The 21468-nt window shown below is 55.5% G+C and carries 17 protein-coding genes; 5 read left to right on the forward strand and 12 right to left on the reverse strand.

The features are described from left to right. Positions 1 to 238: 238 nt before the first annotated feature. Positions 239 to 835 (reverse strand): class I SAM-dependent methyltransferase, encoded by a 597-nt coding sequence (locus B9A13_RS12720; protein ID WP_084235538.1) that lies wholly within the window; start codon positions 833 to 835, stop codon positions 239 to 241. 562 nt (positions 836 to 1397) lie between these two features. Here B9A13_RS12720 and B9A13_RS12725 point away from each other — a divergent pair. Next, positions 1398 to 1976, forward strand: coding sequence for a hypothetical protein (locus tag B9A13_RS12725; protein WP_084235539.1), 579 nt, complete (start codon positions 1398 to 1400; stop codon positions 1974 to 1976). After that, entirely contained in the window at positions 1966 to 2598 is a 633-nt protein-coding gene (locus tag B9A13_RS12730; protein ID WP_084235540.1) for a GNAT family N-acetyltransferase, read from the forward strand. The genes B9A13_RS12725 and B9A13_RS12730 overlap by 11 nt, the downstream gene beginning before the upstream one ends. Positions 2599 to 2687: 89 nt before the next feature. Here the strand turns inward: B9A13_RS12730 and B9A13_RS12735 are convergent, their stop codons facing one another. Further along, positions 2688 to 3311, reverse strand: a complete 624-nt coding sequence (locus B9A13_RS12735) for a DUF47 domain-containing protein (RefSeq protein WP_084235541.1) — start codon at positions 3309 to 3311, stop codon at positions 2688 to 2690. 21 nt (positions 3312 to 3332) lie between these two features. Then, positions 3333 to 4379 (reverse strand): inorganic phosphate transporter, encoded by a 1047-nt coding sequence (locus tag B9A13_RS12740; protein ID WP_084235542.1) that lies wholly within the window; start codon positions 4377 to 4379, stop codon positions 3333 to 3335. Positions 4380 to 4730: 351 nt separating this feature from the next. Here B9A13_RS12740 and B9A13_RS12745 point away from each other — a divergent pair, with 351 nt between their 5' ends. Further along, complete coding sequence (locus B9A13_RS12745; RefSeq protein ID WP_341456036.1) at positions 4731 to 6899, forward strand: 5'-nucleotidase C-terminal domain-containing protein; 2169 nt, start codon at positions 4731 to 4733, stop codon at positions 6897 to 6899. 288 nt (positions 6900 to 7187) lie between these two features. Here the strand turns inward: B9A13_RS12745 and B9A13_RS12750 are convergent, their stop codons facing one another. From B9A13_RS12750 to B9A13_RS12765, 4 genes are read right to left on the reverse strand one after another with little or no spacing between them, the layout of a single operon-like run. Then, positions 7188 to 8018, reverse strand: a complete 831-nt coding sequence (locus B9A13_RS12750) for a putative RNA methyltransferase (protein ID WP_084235544.1) — start codon at positions 8016 to 8018, stop codon at positions 7188 to 7190. 22 nt (positions 8019 to 8040) lie between these two features. Further along, positions 8041 to 8895, reverse strand: coding sequence for an ABC transporter permease (locus tag B9A13_RS12755; protein WP_084235545.1), 855 nt, complete (start codon positions 8893 to 8895; stop codon positions 8041 to 8043). Continuing rightward, on the reverse strand, positions 8892 to 9803 hold the full coding sequence (locus B9A13_RS12760) for an ABC transporter ATP-binding protein (RefSeq protein WP_084235546.1): 912 nt from the start codon (positions 9801 to 9803) through the stop codon (positions 8892 to 8894). Before B9A13_RS12760 ends, B9A13_RS12755 begins: the two co-directional genes overlap by 4 nt. Further along, a complete protein-coding gene (locus tag B9A13_RS12765; RefSeq protein WP_084235547.1) occupies positions 9803 to 10720 on the reverse strand; it encodes a hypothetical protein in 918 nt (305 codons plus the stop codon). Before B9A13_RS12765 ends, B9A13_RS12760 begins: the two co-directional genes overlap by 1 nt. Positions 10721 to 11061: 341 nt before the next feature. On the opposite strand from B9A13_RS12765, the gene B9A13_RS12770 reads away from it, so the two are divergent. After that, on the forward strand, positions 11062 to 12651 hold the full coding sequence (locus tag B9A13_RS12770) for an S-layer homology domain-containing protein (RefSeq protein WP_084235548.1): 1590 nt from the start codon (positions 11062 to 11064) through the stop codon (positions 12649 to 12651). Positions 12652 to 12790: 139 nt separating this feature from the next. Here B9A13_RS12770 and B9A13_RS12775 read toward each other — a convergent pair whose 3' ends face one another. From B9A13_RS12775 to B9A13_RS12790, 4 genes are all read right to left on the reverse strand, one after another. Beyond that, positions 12791 to 14125: a sugar phosphate nucleotidyltransferase gene (locus tag B9A13_RS12775; protein WP_242942862.1), complete on the reverse strand. Its 1335-nt coding sequence runs from the start codon at positions 14123 to 14125 to the stop codon at positions 12791 to 12793. Continuing rightward, the gene (locus tag B9A13_RS12780; protein ID WP_084235549.1) at positions 14122 to 15066 is read right to left on the reverse strand and encodes a GDP-L-fucose synthase family protein; all 945 of its coding nucleotides are present in this window, start codon (positions 15064 to 15066) and stop codon (positions 14122 to 14124) included. The genes B9A13_RS12775 and B9A13_RS12780 overlap by 4 nt, the downstream gene beginning before the upstream one ends. A gap of 10 nt (positions 15067 to 15076) precedes the next feature. Further along, on the reverse strand, positions 15077 to 16129 hold the full coding sequence (gene gmd, locus B9A13_RS12785) for a GDP-mannose 4,6-dehydratase (RefSeq protein ID WP_084235550.1): 1053 nt from the start codon (positions 16127 to 16129) through the stop codon (positions 15077 to 15079). Between the two features lie 68 nt (positions 16130 to 16197). After that, entirely contained in the window at positions 16198 to 17226 is a 1029-nt protein-coding gene (locus B9A13_RS12790; protein ID WP_084235551.1) for a glycosyltransferase family 10 domain-containing protein, read from the reverse strand. A gap of 513 nt (positions 17227 to 17739) precedes the next feature. Between B9A13_RS12790 and B9A13_RS12795 the strand changes: the two genes are divergently transcribed. Beyond that, a complete protein-coding gene (locus B9A13_RS12795; protein ID WP_084235552.1) occupies positions 17740 to 19149 on the forward strand; it encodes a glycoside hydrolase family 18 protein in 1410 nt (469 codons plus the stop codon). Positions 19150 to 19241: 92 nt separating this feature from the next. On the opposite strand, the gene B9A13_RS12800 is transcribed toward B9A13_RS12795, so the two are convergent. Then, positions 19242 to 21065: an APC family permease gene (locus B9A13_RS12800; protein WP_242942863.1), complete on the reverse strand. Its 1824-nt coding sequence runs from the start codon at positions 21063 to 21065 to the stop codon at positions 19242 to 19244. Positions 21066 to 21468: the final 403 nt, after the last annotated feature.

Below are 21468 nucleotides of genomic sequence, written 5' to 3' on the forward strand. Positions count from 1 at the left end.
TCGGGATACCAACATATCCCCGGCAACTGACGTATGCCCCCACGTCGCAGAATACTCGGCCCCTGCCTTTGACTGCGCCCTCCGCGGTCCATTTGATGACTTGTTTTCCGCCCGGTTCTCAGTGTCCCGGGCTCTCTGTAGGAGCATCGTCACCGTTATCTCCGCTTCAACGGTTTGCGTATTGATTTTTATCAAAATACCATACCGGGCTTTTTTTGTCAATGCCTATTTTATCGTCTTACCCGTCAGACGGCACGCACATATAGCATGCTGCGCGGGGGCCGACGTCCACCGCGCGTACGTCCGCAAAGGCCTCCTGCATCTCAGAGCGGGGGTTCTTAATAAAATTGAAGTAGTCCCCGCCTTCCAGCCACTCCACAACACTCACAAAAGGCGATCGATTTTCGTTATAGTCGATCATTAAGACGAAATATTTCGTAATCCTGCCCATCTCGGCGTACATGGCCCGTCTTTCCTCTTTATTCAGGCCGTGAGCCACATAGGAGGCAAAGGAGATGTCAAAGCTCTTGTCTCCGAAAGGCAGTCCCTTTACGACGCTTGCCTGTACGAATTCCATGCCTTTGTTGTTCCTGGAAGCGATCTGGAGCATTCCCCGAGCGGGATCCACCCCGGTGACGTCGAGCCCCTTCCGGCGCAGCACGGAGCACAGGGCTCCCGTTCCGCAGCCGACGTCGACGCAGGTTTTATACTGCGAAAAGTCCAGCTGACAGGAGGCACCCTCCAGGATCTCTTTGTAATGCCTCTTCTGATATCCGAAAAAGAATCCGTAAACAGGTGCGATCAAGCTAAACAGGCCTGCAATCTTAAGTTTCATGTTCCTCTTCCTTATCCGTCCGTCTTTCTTCCACATTACAACCATTCGTGGGAATTTGTCAAACGGTATCCTTTCTCCTATTCCGCCGTCCGAATCCGTTCCGGCTCCATTTCCCAATCCGCCGTGAACAAAACGTACATTATCCACGGGAATGCTTTCCGTACCGTAAAAGACATGGTATAATAGCCGCAAAGCGGCTATTATACGGCCGTCGAAAAACCCTGTTTTCCGACGGGTACGGGGGAAGGACCGCGCCTTTGCGAAGGCGCGCAAAGTATGTCTTGCGGAAAGTGAATTCCCGCAAGACATTGGGATTTGATCTTTTTTGGATTTTGGTCACGGAGCGCAACGCGAAATCCAAAAAAGCTTTTCGCCGGTGGCGAAAAGGACGATGGGACTTGCCGCAAAGCAGCCATTATACCGGGCTCAATGGCGCGGTTTGCTCCCGCCCTTCGGGCGAAACCGCAAACGAGGCCATATACCACGAAACGCTTCGCGTTTGTGGTATACCTGCCGCAGGCGCTGACAAAATTCTGAAAACCACACAGGAAAGGTACCGCCAATGAAACGTGTTCTTCTGCCCATTTCTCTGCTGGTGCTGGCCGCCGTATATATCGCGGGCTGCCGTTTTTGGAACATAGAATACACCTCCACCGTCCTCACCACCCTTACCGCCATCATCGGGGCCTATGCCATCTGGTGGCAGCTAAAGCGGGAGAAGGATCTCAAGGAAGCGGAATTCATCATGAATTACAACACCGCGTTCATCGGGAATCCGGAGCTGACAGAGATCGAAAAAGCCCTGGAAGGATACCGGAAAACGGGGGAATTTGAGTTTCCGGAATCCCAAAGGCAGTCCGTCATCAATTATCTTGTCTATCACGAGGCGCTGGCCGCCATGATTTTCCGGGGAGTTCTCAATATTAAGAATATCGACGATCTGTTCATGTACCGCTTTTTTCTCGCCGTTAACAACCCGGTGATCCAAAAAGAAGAACTGTGTCCCGAGGCTCAGTATTACAAGGGGTGCTTCAAGCTCTATAAAAAATGGAGCGCCTACCGAAAAAAAAGCGGTTTGCCGATTCTCCTGGAGGAAACGGCCCTGGACAAAACGAAGGAGTTTGACAGCTATGCCAAATAGTCCGCGGGACGGCCGTTTCGAACTCGAATTCAGGCCCATGAAACTTTCGGACAATCTGACGGACGCTGCAAGGCTGATTTATCAGACGGACGACTATATCTACCCCGCGCTTTTTGGCAGCGTCCAAACCGCCGAAACGGTTCTGCCCGAGGTGATACGGCGCGGGGAGTCCTGTTTCCGCCCGGATCGCTTTTTTGCAGCGGTTTCAGGAGGGCGGATGGCAGGCCTGATTTATTATATCCGTCGCGATTTCAAGTGGGACGCCGGGTTGTTCCTGAAAGCATTTCAAGAGCACGGCATTGCCGTTCCGGAGCATTTTTACAGCGCCGCGTCGGCCTACTTTGAAAAAACCCAGCGGGACACGGGCGCTTTGAAGGGCATCTATATCCTGAATGTCTGCGTCGACAGCGCCATGCGGAATCAGGGAGTCGGGACCGGGCTGCTGAGCGCTTTTTCCGGCAGATACCCTTCGGAGCCGATATCCCTTCATGTATTGTCCGACAACACGGCGGCCATCCGCCTGTATCAAAAGTTTGGTTTCCACATCCGCAAAGAAACGACGGGGTATTCTCCGGTTCCGCCCCATCCCCGCTGTTATCTCATGGAAAAGGAATCATGCTGATTTTATATTCGGAAGGCAATAAAAATGCATCTTATATCTGAGCCCGTCTCTTTGTGAGGCGGGCGTCTTTATTATGCATCGGCTGCGCTTCAGATCAGCCCCACGATGATGCTGTGCAGGGTATCCACGGAATAATCGAGGTTGGACGAGGCGTCCTTGATGTGGTGGTAAACCTCCCGGAGCTTCAGGGCATGCATCGGGTCGCCGCTTTGAAACAGCGCCGCCATCCCGTCAATATACAGCTTTTCCACGGCGGCATGGGTTTTTCTCATTGCAGGAATCAGCTGTTCGGACTTCGCGGGATCGCTCTTCAGGTATTTTACCGCCTCATAGAATCCGTTCACACCCGAATTGAGCTCATCGACCATACTCCGGATGATACCGTCCGACTCCACGCCGAAGGCCCTCATGGAATGAAGGGTCGAACGGGCATAGTCGATCACCTTGTCCATGTCCACGGAAAGCAGATAAATATCGCCTCTCTCCACCGGAGTGGAGAATGCCTCCACGAGATCCCTTTCCAGGCTCAGCCTGACCTCGTCGGCCTCCTTCCCGCACCGCTCTAAAACATCGGCGTCGCCGTCCTTCCCTTCTTTCAGCCAGCTGTTGAGGGCGGAAATGCTTAGGGCGTTGATCTGAGCCTGCCTGCCGAGGCTGTTGAAGAAATCGTACTTTTTAGGAAAAAGCCTGTCCAGAATGCTCCGGTTCTTCAATGGAATCCTCCCTCTCTGCGTTTACTTCAGGCCGGGCAGCATGGAAACAAGAAAATACACGGCCGCCGAAACCCCGGCGGACAGGGGAATGGTTACTACCCAGGCCACAACGATCTCTTTTGCAATCGACCAGTTTACCATTTTATATCTGTCCGCGGAGCCGACGCCCATCACGCTTCCCACCACCACATGAGTGGTGGAAACGGGAGCGCCGAACCAGTTGGCCGCGATGACCGACGCGGAGGCGGACAACTGCGAATTCAGGCTGTTAACCGGCCTGAGCTTATAGATGCGGCGGCCGATAGTCTTCATGATGCTCCAGCCGCCCATCATGGTTCCGGCAAACATGACGGCGCCTGCGCAGATCTTCGCCCAAAGAGGCGCGGATCCGGCGGGCGCCGCGCCCGCCGAAGCCAGGGCAAGAGCGATAAGGCCGATCATTTTCTGCGTGTCGTTGGCGCCGTGGTTATAGGACAGCAGAGCGGAAATGATCCACTGAAGCCGTATCAGCCAGCGGTTGACCGTGAATTTGGCATTTCTGAGTATCAGATCGGATAATTTTTCAAAGAAAAACCCAAGGATAAACCCGATAAACGGCGAAGCCAGCAGGAAAACCACCACCTTGACCATGCCGGTGACTTCATGGGACGGGCCAAACAGCTCCGCAAGGCCCCATAGCACATGCTGAGGGCCGTGGGAGACAAGAATCGCCCCGATGATGCCGCCGATCAGGGCATGGGTGGAGCTGGAGGGAATTCCGAGTCTCCAGGTTACCAAATTCCATAAGGTCGCTCCCAGTATGGCCGACAGGAGCACTGGCAGCAGCTGGGTCTGGGCGGGCAGGTCTATCACTCCGGAGACGGTGCTTGCTACCTGGTCCCCGCCGAATACCGCCCCCAGCAGACCGAAAACGGAAGCCAAGGCAATCGCCTGCCGCGGGGTGGCCGCCCTGCAGCTGATAAAGGTGGCCACCACGGAGCTTGCGTCGTGCAGGCCGTTGGACAGGGCGAACAGGAGGCCGGAGGCGATAATAAAAACCAGTATCACAACAACGCCTGTTTCCGTCATTTTCCTGCCCCCGATTTTGGAATAAAAGCCCTGAGCGAGTATGCGGCTAAAAAGCGCCGATACTATGAATCCTATAGCCGATAAACACCATTTTGAATCGCGGAATACCTGTCATCTGCTCACAGTGTATCATTTCACCCGATATTGTACAAGAAATCCATAGTTGAGTCCGTCCGAGCCGTTTCAGAAAATGCCGGAACGGAGCCGCCGTCTTTTGTTATTCTCTTCTATAGTATCGACATGAAGATATAAAATCAGCAAACAATATCCATGAGGACCCTATCGGATTTTACAATCCCGTGATATAATAATTGTAATAATCTGCTAAATAAGCACTAAAGGAGGATGAAAATGAAAATCGGGAAAAAGCTTCTATCCATTCTGCTCGCGGTTATACTCGCGCTCAATCTCTGTATCACGGCGTTCGCAGCAGACTCAAACAGCGATATTGTGGTTCTCTACACCAACGACGTTCACTGCGCCGTGGACGACAATATCGGCTACGCGGGACTCGCTGCCTATCGGGCTGACATGCTCGAGGCAGGCAACTATGTGACCCTGGTGGACGACGGCGATGCCCTCCAGGGCGGCGTTCTGGGCACTCTTTCCAAGGGCGCCTATCTCGTCGACATCATGAACCAGATGGACTACGACGTACTTGTTCCCGGAAACCATGAGTTTGACTACGGCATGGACCGCTTCCTGGAGCTGGCGGGGATGCAGGATGCGGGCTATATCTGCTGCAATTTCATCGATCTGACTACAGGCGATCCTGTTTTCGACAGCTATAAAATGATCTCTTACGGCGACGTGAAGGTCGCCTACGTGGGGATCGACACGCCCGAGACCTTCTCAAAATCCACCCCCACGTATTTCCAGGACGATGCGGGCAAATATATTTACAGCTTCTGCGAAGGAAACAACGGCCAGGACCTTTACGACGCCGTCCAGGCCGCCGTTGACGACGCCAAAGCCGCCGGCGCGGATTACGTCGTCGCCGTGGGCCACTGCGGCACCGACGAGCAGAGCGCTCCCTGGCGCTCCACCGACATCATCGCAAACGTCTCGGGGCTTGCTGCGTTCATCGACGGGCATTCCCACAGCGTCATACCCAGTGAGAACGTGACGGATAAAGACGGCAAGACCGTAGTCCTCACCTCCTCCGGCACAAAGCTGGCAGCAATCGGCAAGCTTGTCATCTCGCCGGACGGCACGGTCACCAGCGAGCTTGTCACGGACTATACGGAGAAGGACGCCGACATCGCCGCTTTTGTAGACAATATCAAGGCGGAAAATGACACGCTTCTGAATACCGTGGTCGCCGGCACCTCCGTCGGCCTCACGATTAAAAACCCGGACGGGACCCGGGCCGTGCGCAACCGGGAGACCAACATGGGCGACCTGGTGGCGGACGCCTACCGCATCGTCGGAGGAGCCGACATCGGATGGGTCAACGGCGGCGGCGTGCGGGACAATATCGCCGCCGGCGATATCACTTATTCCCAGATCATAGCGGTCAACCCCTTCGGGAACGCCCTGTGTGTCTGTGAGGCCACGGGGCAGGAGATACTCGACGCCCTGGAGATGGCCTCCCGCAACTGCCCGTCGGAAAACGGCGGCTTCCTGCAGGTATCCGGCCTCAAATACACCATCGACACCGCCGTGGCCTCTTCCGTCAAGGTGGACGACAAGGGAATGTTCGTGGGCGTGGACGGCGGCCGCCGCGTCAAAGACGTGCAGGTGCTAAACGGCGCGACCGGCGTATACGAGCCCATCAGCCTTACGAAGACCTACACCCTCGCTTCCCATAACTACATGCTCAAATCGGGGGGCGACGGCATCAACATGTTCGCCGACAACCATTTTATCCTGGAAGACGTCATGCTGGACAATCAGGTTCTCATCACGTACATCACGGAAACGCTGGGCGGCGTCGTTCCCGCCTCCTACGGGTCCGCCCAGGGGCGCATCACGGCCATCAGCCACTTCAGCGACGTCTCCACTTACGCCTGGTACAGCGGCAGCGTTGTCAGCGCCTATTCCGGCGGCATCATGTCCGGCACTTCCACGACGGCCTTCTCTCCCGACACGGCCATGACCCGGGCCATGTTCGTCACCATGCTCTACCGTCTGGAGGGCTCTCCCGCCGTCACCGGAAATGTGTCCGGACTCTTTACGGACTGTGAAAACGGCCAGTGGTATTCGGACGCTGTCGTGTGGGCTTCCCAGAACAGCATCGTGAGCGGCATTACCGCCGCCTCCTTCGCTCCCAATGCGGTTTTGACGCGGGAGCAGATGGCCACACTGATTTACCGTTATGAGCTCTTCACCGGCAAAGACGCCCAGACCAGCATCGAGCTTGCCTATACCGATGCGGCCTCCGTTGACGGCTGGGCCTTGCTCGGCGTAGCTTACTGCACCGATTCCGGCATCATGACCGGCAGCGCCTCCGCCTTCGACCCCCTGGGGACAGCCAGCCGCGCCATGGGCGCCGCCGTCATGTCCCGCATCGCCGCATAACGCTTTTACAAGGACGAAGGGGCCGCCTCATCCGAGGCGGCCCCTTTTGTCGAAAAAGGCGTTCTGCCTTTTTCGACAAAAGGGCTTACAGTCTGCCGTGCGCCTCGCCGTCCGCCGCAGGCGGACGGTTCGCCGCTTGCAGCCTGAGATGTATTTTCGGGCACGTACACGCCGCGCCCGAAAATGATCCGATTATATTTCGCCACTCCGGTGGCGAAACTCTGCGAGGCTTTTTCGACAGACTGACGGCCGCCTCATCCGAGGCGGTCGTTTTATTGGTCCGATTCATTATACCTGCCGCTTTTTTCGATAGACCAGTATCCCGAATTCGATTTCCGTTTCCAGGCCCGAAAGCCGCGCCAGCTTTTCCTGATCTTCAGCGCCGGTTTTATAATAATATGGTGTCATCATAAAAAGGTTTCGTATATCCTCGCTGCGTCTGAGAACCATGGATTCCCGGATCTCCTGCCGCTCTGTGAGTTCAAAGCCTTCCGCGTTTATGGGCTCCTCCTTGTTTTCCACCGCATGGTCATAGACGGCCTCTTTTAAGCCCAAAAGGTGCTTTTCCAGGGGAATTACCCGGATGACGACACCACCGTCTTTTAAGACCCGGCCGAACTCCTCCCCGGTGAAAGGGGCAAAAATCGAAAGGACGATGTCGCAGGACGCGTCCTCAACGGGAAGGCGGAACACGCTGGCAACCGCAAGCTCGATAGCCCGGTTCCGTTTCGCCCCCGCCGCCAGGGCTTCTTTCGAGATATCCACCCCAAACAGCTCCGGTTTCAGGCCGCAGCCGGTCAGATCCTCAAAAACATTCGAGGTATACCAGCACTCGCCGCACCCGGCGTCCAGGATCCTGCACCCGGGGAGGGCGTATTTTTTCACCGTTTCCAGGAGTTTTCGCAGCAGCGGAGCGTAATACCCCCGATCGAGGAAATCGCTCCTGGCGCGGACCATCCGCCTGTCGTCCCCGTGGCGCTTTTCCTTCGGCTGCTGGGATAAAAGCAGGTTGACATACCCGCTTTTCGCCAGGTCGAAGCTGTGACGGTTCTCACAATACAGGCAATGCGTGTTGTTATTTAGTTTTTTCCCGCAGACAGGGCATATAAAATTACTCATGTCTTTCGCCCCTATCGGCATCTCAATTTATATCGATCCTGCCGAATTTGCGTATGGCCAACGCCAGAAATCCAATGGAATACAGCGCGATATAAACATACATCACCGTGCTGGCCGGCCGGCCGCCGCCGGTGAGACCGCCCATCCCTCTCATCATTTCCCCGGCAAGCCCGGAAGAGGGCAGCAATGCTCTTTCCGCCGCTGTATAAAGCGTATGGAACGGTGAGATCAAACTGATGAATATTCCGGAGCTGACGACCGATCTGCTGTTTAAATAGTTGCCGATCATCTCAACCATACCGCCCAGGTTGCCCAGTAAATAGATAAATATCATCAGCAGCCCGTTTGGCACAACCTTCAAGGATACGGAGCCGAAAATCGTCAGGCACAAAACGCACAGAGGTACCAGCAGATATAAAATCCAGCCCTCCAGTATCTGAACAAACGTTAATGTCGTAATTGTACTCAGCGCGAAAGCGCCGCTGATCAGAAGCAGCGCGGTGTAGAGCGCTGTGGTGTACAAGGCTGTCAGGGCAGCAAGCCCCAGCGTTTTGCCAAGGACGTATTCCGTACGGCCCAGAGGTCTTGACAGTATGGCATGGACCATTCCGGATTCCAGCTCTGAGGCTATGGTTCCCGCTCCCAGGATAATGGTCAGCAGACACATCAGCATGGAAGAAAACTGCAGTCCCATCTGGCTCACCATTACCTCCGCCAGCGCCCTGAACGATTCATTTTTACTCCCGGGGCCCAGATTCTGAAAGTAATACAGCAGGATTGCCCAGAGTACCAGATAGAGCACGGTTACGATACTCATCACAATAAAGGTCTTCTTGCGGACCGCTTCCTTCCATGCTGCTGACGCGATGGGTATCATGAGGTCTCCTCCTCTCCCACTACCTTAAGGAAGACGCTTTCCAGGGTTTCATGCTGCGGCGTCAGTTCATACAATTTTATCCCGCCGGCTGTAAGAAGAGCGGCAATTTCCGGAATTTCTTCCCTGGTTTTCAGCGTCATAAAAATGCTGCCGTCTTCCAGCTGAGGGGCCGCCGTGCTGTCAAACCGCTCTTTGATCCTATGATAAATGTCTTCCGTAATTGGACTGCACCGGATGCTGAGGGTCACTTTTCCCATGAGAAGGTCTTTCATAGACCCGGATTTCACGATAACGCCTTTATTGATAATCGCAATATGATCACACACGGCCTCCACTTCACTGAGTAAATGACTGTTCAAAAAAATCGTCGTGCCTTCTTTTTGCAGGTCCAGGATGATATCCCGCACATCCTTTCGGCCGATGGGATCGAGGGCCGATGTGGGCTCATCCAAAAAAAGCAGATCCGGACCCGGCAGCAGCGCGCAGGCCAGTCCGATGCGCTGCTGCATCCCTTTGCTGTATCCGCCCACTTTATAATTTCCCTGTTCCAGAAGTCCTACGCGGCGAAGAACGTTCCTGTTGCGCTCCGGGTCACGTTTCAGGCGGTACAAACTCGTGTGAAAATTCAACAGGTCTTCTCCGGTCATCCATTCCTGATAGCGAAAATGTTCCGGGAGGTAACCGAGCTTGGCGCGCGCCTGCACATCGCCCAGCGGCCGGTCCAGCACCTGCCCTTTCCCGGAGGACGGGAACACCAGGCCGGTCAGCATTTTGATCGTCGTGCTTTTTCCGGCGCCGTTCGGTCCCAAAAAGCCATAAATCTGTCCTTTTTCAACGGACAGATTTATGGAATTCACAGCAACCTTATTCTGATACGCTTTTACCAGATTTTCGGTTTCAATGATCATCAGTGAATGCTCCTTGCTATCTGAGAAAGCTCGCTGTCGGTTTTCTGGCCTGCAAGGCAGTACAGGACGCCGTTTTTGGTCCAGAGTAGCGCCGAAGCATTTTCCTTCTGCAGACGCGCTGTCATCGTGCTGTCGGCCAGGCTGGGGATCATGGCCATGACCTGAGACAAATCACTTGCGGAATAAATATATCCGGTCACACTGCCGAGATCGGTTTCACGGCCCAGTCCTTCTATCACCGGCAGATAGATGTCCCGCGTCATGGGGTCGATCGCTTCCAGCTGCACCCGCAGATCGTCCGAAATCGCCGGGATGCTGATCAGGCCCGACCAAAGGCTGTTCATAACAGCATCTGGCGCATCGACATAAACGCTCTGTGTTGCTATCAGCGTCACATCCTGATACTCTGCCGCGATTGCCGCCGGCAGGTTGACCGTGATTTCCGTGCCGTCGAAACTGTCGTCAACCGTCACAGTCGCGCCCTGCTTTTGAAGCGCCGCGTTGATTTTCGCCGTATCCAGCGTCAGGGTTTCAGACCGGGCATCGACGGCGAGAAGCTTGGGCGTTTCCAATTTCAAGCTCGTGGGCAGGTGAAAGGAGAAAGCGGTAAAATCGCCCAGTGTGCTCAGCGTTTTTACCTGCGACATCGCTTCACCGATCTTATCGGACAGCTCAGCGCTGCCCGGCATTTTATCCTCCTGCTCATCCGATCCTTCCTGCATCTTAAGCGGCAGGTCACAGTTCCCATAATATGTTATCATGTCCTGGATATCAGAAACGGTGATCGTGATCGTCCTGGTATCGCCGACGCGAAAAATAGACAGGGCTGATTCCGCGGCTCCCCGTACCGACGGAATCATAACCGCACAGACAACTGCGGCGGAAACACCCAGCATTGCAAGTCTTTTCTTAAGCATATTAACTCCTTTCATTCCCTGAAATGAATTCACTAAAAATATAATTTCAATTACAGACCGATTTGTCAGTGGGATCTGAGCAAGATGCTTATTGCTTATGATGCTCCGGCCCATCTGTCTGTATTCCAGTATATCACCCGGCGGACCGTACAGCACTACTTAATTTAATCCATTTATTTCTGTTTCTTTATTTGATTCAAACGACGTCGGATCGTATCAAGCCCTTCCGGCAATGAACCGGACTCCGCTGCGCACACCCTTATTCCAATTTTTTCTCATGGAAAATTCAATCGCCATCCGGTAGTATTTAAATATATTATTCATTGAGAGGTACCGCCGTTTTGAAAAAGATTAGAAGAGGACCATTCCTAATTTTTATCTTTCTGCTGATTGTTTCGGTCTCCGGCCTGCCCGCCTATGCGCTGGACTATAAATACAGCATGTCTTACATATACTTCGGCGATTCTTCCCAGTATTCTCAGCTGGTGTCGGAAGCGCAGGATTCCCTGAACGAGGTATCGCCCGCCTATTTTACTCTGGACGACGGCGGCAGTCTCGTTCTGACCTCCGCCGCGGACAGCGGCTTCGTTCAGACCATGCACGACGCGGGCATACTCGTCGTGCCCTTTCTCTCCAACGGCTGGGACCGGAATAAGGGAATCGCTGCCTTAAGCAACCGGGAAGCACTGTCCAGCCAGCTGGCGGCGGCGGTATCCGAATACGGCCTGGACGGGGTCAATATCGACATCGAAAACGTGACCCCCAACGAGCGTACCGCCTATGTGGATTTTGTCCGGATGCTGCGCTCAAAGCTTCCCGAAGATGCCCGGATCGTGGTGTCGGTGGCCGCCAATCCCTGGGGTACTTCGCTAGGATGGACGGGGTCCTACGATTATGCACAGCTCGCCGAATACAGCGACTATCTCATGATCATGGCCTATGACGAATCCTATTGCGGCAGCGATCCCGGTCCGGTCGCCAGCATCTCCTTTGTGGAAAAGTCGATTCAATATGCCCTGAGCGTCGTATCCAAGGATAAGATCGTGCTGGGCCTTCCGTTTTACGGGCGGATCTGGTCCGCCGACGGAGGATATCCCGACGGCTACGGAGTCAGTGATTCCGCCATAGAAGCGCTGATCGGGGCGTATGACGGAACGGTTTCTTTGGATGAAGCCAGCCTGTCCTCCTGCGCCACCATCACCGTCAAGGCTTCCGACGTGAAGCCGACCGTCGGCGGAAGCAAACTGCCGGCCGGCACCTATGTCATCTGGTACTCCGGCGAGGCTGCTCTCAAGGCGGAGCTGGAGCTGGTCACCAAGTACGACATCAAGGGCACCGGAAGCTGGAGCCTCGGTCAGGAAACGGATGACACCTGGAACTACTATACGCTCTGGCTCAACGGCTGTACCTTCCGCGACGTTCCGGACAGCTGGGCAAAGTACTACATCCTGAGCGCCTACCTGAAGGGCTGGATGATCGGCGTCTCCTCCGAATCCTTTTCTCCCAGCACATCCCTTACCCGGGCCCAGGCGGCCGCCGTCCTTGTGAGAATGCTGGGTCTGACTGCCGCGAAGGACAGCGATTACAGTTTTTCCGACTGTGCCGGAAATTGGGCAGAGGCGCACATAGACACCGCGAGAAAATACGGTATTCTCTCGGGCGTGGGCGGCAATCTCTTCGAACCCGACAGGCAGGTGACCCGGGAGGAAATAGCCGTTATGCTCAGTAATCTGCTGGGATATGATAACGGCGGCGGAACCTCGCCCTTCACGGATGTCACCGCGGACGGAAATTCCTGGTCCTACGGCGCCATCTGCGCCCTGAGCGCCTCCGGCGTCCTGACGGGATATCCCGACAGAAGCTTCCGGCCGGATGCTCCGGTGACCCGGGCCGAAATGGCGGCCATGGCGGTGAGGATCAGTATTTCATAGATTCGTTCCCACGCCAAATAGAAAGCCGATATTAAATTCATATTATTAAAGCAAGAGCCTTTTCGGGCTCTTGCTTTTTTGCCGATAAAGCTTTACGACGCCGCCGGAGGGGATGAAAGATGCTTTGGCGGGCGTCTTTTTACGGAATTTGCTCACAACGTTCGATGTCCTCTTCGGTCAGTTCCCCGCCGATCTGCACCTCAATAAGATGCAGATCGGTCTCGGCACGAAGCCGGTGCCACGCGCCTGCAGGAATCTTCACGGTACTGCCCCGTTCCACCGCAAGAAGCTTTCCGTCCAGCAGCAGCTCTCCGGTACCGTCCGCCACCATCCATATCTCGTCGCGCATTTTATGCCGCTGGCAGCTGATCGCCTGCCCCGCGCGGATACAGATTTGCTTTGTCAGGGATTTTGTCCCGTCTTGAAACGATACCATATCCAGGACCCGGTATTCCCCCCAGGCGCGTTCCTCCTGCATGGGGCGCTGCCTGATACCGTCCACCAGCGGCTTTATGTAGGAACTCTCGGCCTTATCCGCGACCAATATCCCGTCCGCGCTGGCGGCTATCACAAGGTCCTTCAGACCCATTGCCATCACCGGTATGCTCAGCTCGTTCAATACATGGGTGTTCCGGCAGGTGTCCGCCAGCGTCACGTTTCCCATGGAGGGGCCGTCCATCTGTTCCGTGACGGTGTTCCAGGTGCCAAGGTCCTTCCAGGGCCCCCGGTAGGTTACCGCGGCAACGGAACCGGAATGTTCCAGAACCTCGTAGTCAAAGCTCGTCTTTTTCAGCTGCCCGTACCGTGCCAGGGCCTCGTCGTAGGAGGATACCGGAAGGTATCGCTCGGCAAGCTCCAGCATATACTCCAGTCTGAAGGCGAAAATCCCCCCGTTCCAGACGGCGCCCTGTGCAATCAGCTCCGCCGCCGCCTTTTCGCCGGGTTTTTCAATAAACCGGGATACCCGTCTGGGCTCCGCGCCTTCCTCCATAATCATATATCCGTATTTGGCGGAAGGATAGGTGGGCTCAACGCCCATGAGAAGAATATCCGCCGTCTTCTCACAGACGGCCCGCTCCAGCTTTGAAAGGCAGCGGTAATACTCCGTGTCCGCATACGTATCCGCGGGGACGATTGCGACGACGTCGTCCCCGCCGCATTTCCGTGTGAGGGCAAGGTTCAGCGAGGCAAGCAGTATCGCCGGGAAGGTGTCCCGGCGCTCCGGCTCCGTGATGACGGCAACCTCTTCCCCCAGCTGGCTTCGTACCATTCCCGCCTGATCCGCTCCGGTGGAGACGGAAATATCCGCCGCGACGCCCGCCTCCCGAAGCTGGCGGTATACCCTCTGGATGCCGGAGCAGGGTTCCCCCTTCGTATCGCGGAACAGTTTCAGAAACTGTTTGGAGCGCACACGGTTGGAAAGGGGCCACAGCCTTATTCCGGAACCGCCGGAGAGGATAATTACATGCATCATGTTCCGTATCTCCCGCCTTCGTTTTTCAGAAAATCCGCATAGGTCAGGCGAAGTCCTTCCTCCAAAGGCACCCGCGCGCTCCAGCCCATGGCTCCGAGTTTTGACACATCCAGCAGCTTACGGGGTGTTCCGTCCGGCTTCGAGGCGTCAAAAGCCAGTCGTCCTTCAAACCCCACGGCGCGCGCCACCGCCTCGGCGGCCTCTCGTATGGAAATATCGTGTCCCGTGCCGATATTCACCGTCTCCGGTCCGGAATAGTTCTCCATCAAAAGCAGGCATGCGTCCGTCATGTCGTCCACGTACAGAAATTCCCTGCGGGGCCTTCCGCTGCTCCATACCGCGGCCTCTTCCCTTCCCAGGGTCTTCGCCTCGTGAAAGCGCCGAAGCAGGGCGGGCAGAACATGGCTTTCCTCCGGCTGGTAATTGTCCCCCGGTCCGTACAGGTTGGATGGCATGACGCTGATAAAATCCGCGCCGTGCTGGCGGAACAGGTATTCGCAGTATTTCAGTCCGCAGATCTTTGCAACGGCATAAGCCTCATTGGTAGGCTCAAGGGCTCCCGTCAGCAGGCTTTCCTCTTTGATGGGCTGGAGCGCCAGCCGGGGATAGATACAGGAGGAACCGGTAAAGAGCAGTTTCTTAACCCCATGCTCAAAGGCTGCGCGGAGCACGTTCATCTCCATCATCGTATTTTCATACAGAAAATCGGCCGGATAGGCGGAGTTTGCCAGTATTCCTCCCACCTTTGCCGCAGTAAGAAACACATACTCCGGCTCCTCCGCATCGAAAAACCGTTTCACTGCCGCCTGATCCGTCAGATCCAGTTCTTTATGGCTCCGGCAGACGAGATTGTCATACCCCCTGCGCTCAAGGGCCCTCTCGATGGAAGAGCCGACCATTCCACGGTGTCCGGCAATATAAATTTTCGCATGCCTGTCCATCCCGGTCCCCCTATTTCAGAACGTATTTCATATCAAATTCCACCATCCGGCGCACCAGTTTTTCAAAGGAGGTCTTCTCCGGGGTCCAGCCCAGCAAGGCCACCGCTTTTTCGGGATTCCCCAGAAGCGACTCCACGTCGGCAGGCCGGAACAGCTCCGGCAAAACGTCCACCAGAACGCGGCCCGTCTTTTTGTCGACCCCCTGCTCATCCGGCCCCGCACCCCTCCAGGCGATCTCCATCCCGGCATAGCGGAAGGCCAGCGAGCAAAATTCCCGGACCGAATGCTGCCTGCCGGTGGCGATGACAAAATCGTCCGGCCGGGGATGACGAAGCATCCGCCACATACACTCCACGTAGTCTCCGGCAAAGCCCCAGTCCCGCCTTGCGTCCAGATTTCCAAGGTGCAGCCTGTCCTGCAGCCCGTGGGCAATGCGGGATGCAGCCAGCGTTATCTTGCGGGTGACGAAGTTCTCGCCCCGGCGCTCCGACTCGTGATTGAATAGGATGCCGTTGGATATAAACATGCCGTAGGCCTCGCGATAATTCCGGCAGATGGAAAACGCGTACTGTTTGGCGGCCGCGTAGGGAGAACGGGGATGAAACGGGGTATCCTCTCCCAGCGGTATTCCGGCGCTGCCGCCGAAGAGCTCGGAGGTGGACGCCTGATACACGCGGCAGGATTTTTCAAGTCCGGCGGCACGCACGGCCTCCAGCAGATAAAGTGTGCCCAGGGCGTCTGTCTGGGCCGTGTAGGCCGGAACCTCAAAGCTGATCCCCACATCGCTCTGGGCGGCGAGATTGTAGACCTCGTCCGGCCGCAGATCCGCCGCGAGGCGCACAAGGCTCACGGCGTCGGTCATATCGCCGTAGCGGATATGGAAGCGGGAATTGCCCATCAGATGTTCGATCCGCTCGTATCTGCCCACGGAGCTGCGCCGGACCATTCCCCAGACCTCATATCCCTTCTCCAGCAGCAGCTCGGCTAAAAAGCTGCCGTCCTGGCCCGTAGCGCCGGTAATCAGAGCCCGCCTTTCGCTTTTTCCGGGTTCCGTGTCCTTCATTTCAATCCGCCTCTTCCCGCGGGCGCCTTCTCTTGTTCCCACCGCCGGACGCCGCGCCTTACAATCCTCTATTTCAGCAGCTTTTTCACTTCCCGCACCGCTTTGCCGTCCATTAGCTTTGACAGTCGCTCGCCGGCCCGGCAGACCACCTGACCGGTCCGGAAATGATTCGTGAGCAGCGCGTCCAGCCTGTGCACATTCCGCTCGAGATCGGCATGGGGCTTTGCCCATCCCCACCGGCAGCGCCGGAAGGCTTTCTCGGGTCCCTGTCCCACAATATACAGCAGATAGTCCTCCAGGCGCCGGCGATGCTCCAGGGGATCAAAACCGGGGGCGAAAGCCGGCTGAAGCAACATTCGCCTGTAGAGGCCCTCGTCGCCGTTAATTCTGGCCACCTCCGTGGCAACCGCGCCGAAATCCGCGAACCTTCCGCAGTCAATAAAGGCGTCTTCGTTATAAATCCGCGCCGCGTCCGGGTCGCCCCAGTAGATCGGCACCGTGCATGCGGCAAAGGACTCCTGGAGCTTTTCCGTGCAGTATCCCGGTTGGCTGCTGTTCTCACAGGCAATGGAAAATTTATGATGCGCCTCAAAGGCAACCTTGTCGGCCACTTTTCCACCAATGTTGTTTTCGATGCTTCCGCCGCAGTCCACATGCTCCACGCTTCTTATGGCCTCCAGCAGTTCCATGCGCTGCGGAGCGGAACACCAGGAATTGGAATAGACAAAACTGCAGAAGCCGTCCTTTGTTTTCATGCCCGCCTCTGCCCTCAGATGCTTATCCCCTACCGCCTGAAGGGCGGCGGGATTCTCCGGCGCGGCTATATTCAGGAGGCATCGGAGATACCTGTCGCCGAACTGCAGATCGTTCATCCCCACCGCGTAATCGCTGCCATTAAAATCCGGAGCCGTATTTTCACAAATCAGGCAGATCCGCACGCAGTCGTGTTGAAGATGCTCATGCCCAAACACCGAGCAGAAAAGAAACTCCGGCCGGCCGGTCTGAACAACCTCGTAGCGCGTTCTGAGGATGTCTAAAACAAAGTTATTTTCAGGATCGAAGGAATCCCAAAAGTCCGTGAACCGTATCCGTATCAAATTCAGCAGTACCGCCTCCCCAAGCCGGTCCGGCCCTACCCGGCACCGAATGCTCCGCTCTCTGCGCCCCAGGCATACGCTCCCTTACCTCCACCCTGCAAAACACCACTGTAAGGCGTTGGCCGCGGAGTTTTCGAACATCCGGCTCGCCGAAGAAACGCAGATTTTTCTTTCCGCCGGGGATTCCGACAAATTTCAACTGCGGCCGTGTCTTATAAAATCATACTCCATTCTTCCATAAAAATAAACGCCAAACCGCGTATATTGTTCCAAATACCGTATTTTGCACCTGGAATACACGGGCAGATCCCGTTTTTTATCAGCAATCCGGTTTCTTCGTTCCACCGCCGGCATATCCGGCATCCTCACATAAGCCCCTGAAATCTGCCATTCCGGGAAAGGTTTTGCATATATTGTAAGAGGAAAAGCACGGGCCGAGGCAGGCGCCGCTTACGACTTTTTGCGCCGTCCGTCATAAACCGGCGGCCGCGCGGGGAATAAGGGAGGTTTTCTATGATCATTCATGTGGTAAAATCCGGCGAAACGCTATGGCAGATCGCAAACCGATACCGCGTCCCGATGGATTCCATCGTCGCGGCCAACGGGCTTTCCGACCCGGACGTGCTGGTGGTGGGCGAGGCGCTGCTCGTCCCCACGGAGGATATATTTTATGTCGTGAAGCCCGGAGATACGCTGTGGAACATCGCCCAAGAGTATGGCGTAACGATGCCGTACATTCTTAAGAACAATGCCATCGCCAATCCGAACAGCATTTATCCCGGCATGATGATTTACATTCCGGCGGCACGGCACCGTGTCGCGGCGGGAGAGTCCCTTTGGGGGATCGCGCGGCGCTACGGCGTTTCTCTGCAGGATCTGATCCGGATCAACGACATTGAAGATCCGGACAGGATTCAGCCCGGCATGGAACTGATTATTCCCCGCACCGTCCGGCCGGTGAAAACCGTTAACGGCTATATCTATATGCTGGGGCAGGCCGCCGTCCCCATCGTCCGGGAGGTGGGGAGGCTCCTGACCTACTTGAGTCCCTTTGCTTATCTTATCCGGGAAGACGCAAGCCTCCAGCCCATCGAGGACGAACCGGCGATCCAGACCGGGCGGGAGGAGGGGGCAGTGCCGATGATGGCCGTAACCAACTTCACGGCCACCTCAAAGGGGGAAAATCTCGCCTCCATTATTTTGAACGACGCCGCCCTGTCCGCACAGCTTCTGACCAACAGCATGAACATCATGCGGCAAAAAGGATACAAGGGCCTGAACGTGGATTTTGAAAACGTACTGCCGGAGGACCGCGGGGCCTATAACCGCTTTCTGGAAGGCGCAGCCGCGCGGCTGCACGCAAGCGGCTATTTCCTTTCCACCGCCCTGGCGCCGAAAACCGGCCCGGAGCAGGCCGGACTTCTGTACGAAGCCCACGACTATCCCGCACACGGGCGGATCGCCGATTTCGTGATCCTCATGACTTATGAGTGGGGCTACCGGAAGGGCCCGCCCCAGGCGATCTCGCCCATCGACCGGATCCGGGAGGTGCTGGACTACGCCGTTTCGGTCATCCCGCGGAATAAAATCCTTATGGGCTTTCAGATCTACGCGCGGGACTGGACCCTTCCCCATACCCAAGGGGACGAGGCCGAAACCTTCAGCCCTCAGGAGGCCATCCGGAGGGCAGCGCAGTTCGGTGCGGAAATCCAATATGATTACACCGCCGAGTCTCCATATTTCCGGTATACGGACTCCCGGGGAAGCGCCCACGAGGTCTGGTTTGAGGATGCCAGAAGCGCGAGGGCGAAGTTCAGCGCGGTGAAGGACTACAATCTGGCCGGCGTCAGTTACTGGGCCCTGGGATATCCCTTCCCCCAGAACTGGGTCCTGCTGGAGGACACCTTCAGAATAAGGCGGTAAAGGGACCCAATCCACCGCCCTTTCCTTTACGAAAAGCCCGCCGGTTTTCCGGCGGGCTTTGAATTTGATTGAGGCGCATACGGCGCATCCTGTCAGTCGCCGTCTTCCACCTGGAGAGGTATGGTGCAGATCGCTATCTGTTTGTGCTTGAGCAGTTCGCGCTCCAGATGTGCGCGGGTGTTGTTGTGAAGGATACGATGCCAGAATTTCTGTACCCGGAACTGGGGTAGGATTACGGATACGATTTCATTTTCCCCCAGATTATACTCGGCGGATTCTATCAGTTCCAGAAGCGGCTCCACAATTTCCCGGTAGGGTGAGTATTTGATGACCAGGGGGATATCGGTATGTAATCTGTCGTATTTCTGACGATTTTTTTCCGCAGTTTCCTGATCGATCACCACATTGAAGGCGGTGATGTTGTCCGAAATCGTCTTGGCATACCGCAGCGCCCGTATGCTGGCGCGGTTCACGCTCTCAATGGGGACGATCACCCGGTTTTTATACAGATTTTCAGGCTTCATAGCCGTCTCATACTCTTCGCATTCCATTCTGAGCTGGTCGTGAAGCTTCGTATAATGGGACTTGATCTTCAGCATGCCTATAACCATGAGGGGTATCACGATCACCACGATCCAGGCGCCCTGGCTGAATTTGGTCACCGCGATGATTCCGACGACAACCACCGAAGCAATCGCCCCGATTCCGTTGATCAGAGCCTTATGGCGCCAGGCTCCTTTGCGCAGCCTCAGCCAGTGCAGGAACATGCCCGACTGCGACAGAGTAAAGGATATGAAAACCCCGATGGCATAAAGCCCGATTAAAAGCTCCACCCTGGCCTTGAACAGGATGATTAGAATAATTGCGAGGGAAGACAGCAGCAGAATTCCGCTGTCGTAGCTGAGACGGTTTCCGCGCATGCTCAGCTGTCTGGGCATAAACCCGTCCTTCGCCATGATGGATATCAGAATGGGGAAGTCGGAATACGCCGTGTTCGCGGCAATCACGAGGATGATAAAGGTCGTGATGGTTACATAGTAAAACATAAAGCCGTTCCCGAACACCTGGGAGGCCATGAGCACCAAGATTGCCTTCTCTCCGGGAACCACCTTATAGAGATTCGCCAAGATCGCGGTCCCTCCGAAAAGGACCAGGATAATAAACGCAAGAAGGAGCAGGACCGTCTGGGCATGCTTGCTGGAAGGCTTTTTGAAATTCGGCACGCCGTTGCTGACCGCCTCGACGCCCGTCAGGGCGGCGCATCCATTGGAAAACGCCTTCAGCATCAGCATGGTGGTAATCGGCTGCAGCAGGCTTGCATCGGTGGGAAGAACAGGATCCGGCGGCTGATATCCGCCGGCAATCTTGATAAAGCCCGCGGCCAGCATGACCAGTATGCCGAAGATAAAGGCATATGTAGGGATCCCGAATATTTTGGACGCTTCCCGGATTCCCCTCAGATTTCCCATGGCTATCAAAACTACCAGCACGACACAAATGGGAACAGTATATTGCTCGATGGGATCAAACGCGGAGACAATCTGCTGGACTCCGGAGGATACGCTGACGGCAACCGTCATGATATAATCCACCGACAGAGCCGCCCCCGCCACTATGCCCGCCTTTGTTCCGAAGTTTTCCTTTGCAACGGTGTACGCTCCGCCGCCGTTGGGGTATGCCTCAATGGTCTGCCTGTAAGAGAGCATAAGAACAAATAAAAGGAGAATGATGATGCCCGAAATAATGATCAGATGCTTGTAAGCCAGTATACCTATTGCCGGGAGCAGGATCGCCAGGATTTCCTGCCCGGCATACGCCACGGACGAGATCGCATCGCTGGAGAGGATCGGAAGACCCCAACCCACACTAAACTTTTCGCTGTCAAGCGCCGCGCTGTCCAGAGGTTTCCCGATCAAAACGTGCTTAACTTTCTTGAGGTTTATGTGAGACCCCTCCTTTCATCGGCTGCAATTGTGAAGTTTTCATGAACACAATCACAATAATATAATCATATCAATTCAAAAGTCAATAAATATTGAATATATCGTTTAAATTCTGCCTCCGATTCAGTAATATTATATCTGTATTTCCATATTATAGTTTTTTCCGGGCGGCTGCGGGCACTCCGCCCAAATCGTTTTTTATTTTTCAAGCAAACCCGCATGGCGGATCCCAACGCTTTTTTCTTCCAATCCCGCCGTATAAAAATTCCGTGCGGACCACCCCTTTGTTCTGGTATACTATTCATTATATCCCGGATGCGAGGCCGGCGCGCCCACAGAGGGCAACCGGCGGCGATTGCGCTGTTCAATTTCGCGG

It is taken from the genome of Papillibacter cinnamivorans DSM 12816, assembly GCF_900176335.1.
In the GTDB taxonomy this organism is placed as follows: Bacteria; Bacillota; Clostridia; order Oscillospirales; family Oscillospiraceae; genus Papillibacter; species Papillibacter cinnamivorans.

Excerpts from the sequence above, each read along its gene's own strand:
- B9A13_RS12720 (WP_084235538.1), bottom strand. The coding sequence starts at position 835 with ATGAAACTTAAGATTGCAGGCCTGTTTAGCTTGATCGCACCTGTTTAC.
- B9A13_RS12725 (WP_084235539.1), top strand. The coding sequence starts at position 1,398 with ATGAAACGTGTTCTTCTGCCCATTTCTCTGCTGGTGCTGGCCGCCGTA.
- B9A13_RS12730 (WP_084235540.1), top strand. The coding sequence starts at position 1,966 with ATGCCAAATAGTCCGCGGGACGGCCGTTTCGAACTCGAATTCAGGCCC.
- B9A13_RS12740 (WP_084235542.1), bottom strand. The coding sequence starts at position 4,379 with ATGACGGAAACAGGCGTTGTTGTGATACTGGTTTTTATTATCGCCTCC.
- B9A13_RS12745 (WP_341456036.1), top strand. The coding sequence starts at position 4,731 with ATGAAAATCGGGAAAAAGCTTCTATCCATTCTGCTCGCGGTTATACTC.
- B9A13_RS12750 (WP_084235544.1), bottom strand. The coding sequence starts at position 8,018 with ATGAGTAATTTTATATGCCCTGTCTGCGGGAAAAAACTAAATAACAAC.
- B9A13_RS12755 (WP_084235545.1), bottom strand. The coding sequence starts at position 8,895 with ATGATACCCATCGCGTCAGCAGCATGGAAGGAAGCGGTCCGCAAGAAG.
- B9A13_RS12760 (WP_084235546.1), bottom strand. The coding sequence starts at position 9,803 with ATGATCATTGAAACCGAAAATCTGGTAAAAGCGTATCAGAATAAGGTT.
- B9A13_RS12765 (WP_084235547.1), bottom strand. The coding sequence starts at position 10,720 with ATGCTTAAGAAAAGACTTGCAATGCTGGGTGTTTCCGCCGCAGTTGTC.
- B9A13_RS12775 (WP_242942862.1), bottom strand. The coding sequence starts at position 14,125 with ATGATGCATGTAATTATCCTCTCCGGCGGTTCCGGAATAAGGCTGTGG.
- B9A13_RS12780 (WP_084235549.1), bottom strand. The coding sequence starts at position 15,066 with ATGGACAGGCATGCGAAAATTTATATTGCCGGACACCGTGGAATGGTC.
- gmd (WP_084235550.1), bottom strand. The coding sequence starts at position 16,129 with ATGAAGGACACGGAACCCGGAAAAAGCGAAAGGCGGGCTCTGATTACC.
- B9A13_RS12795 (WP_084235552.1), top strand. The coding sequence starts at position 17,740 with ATGATCATTCATGTGGTAAAATCCGGCGAAACGCTATGGCAGATCGCA.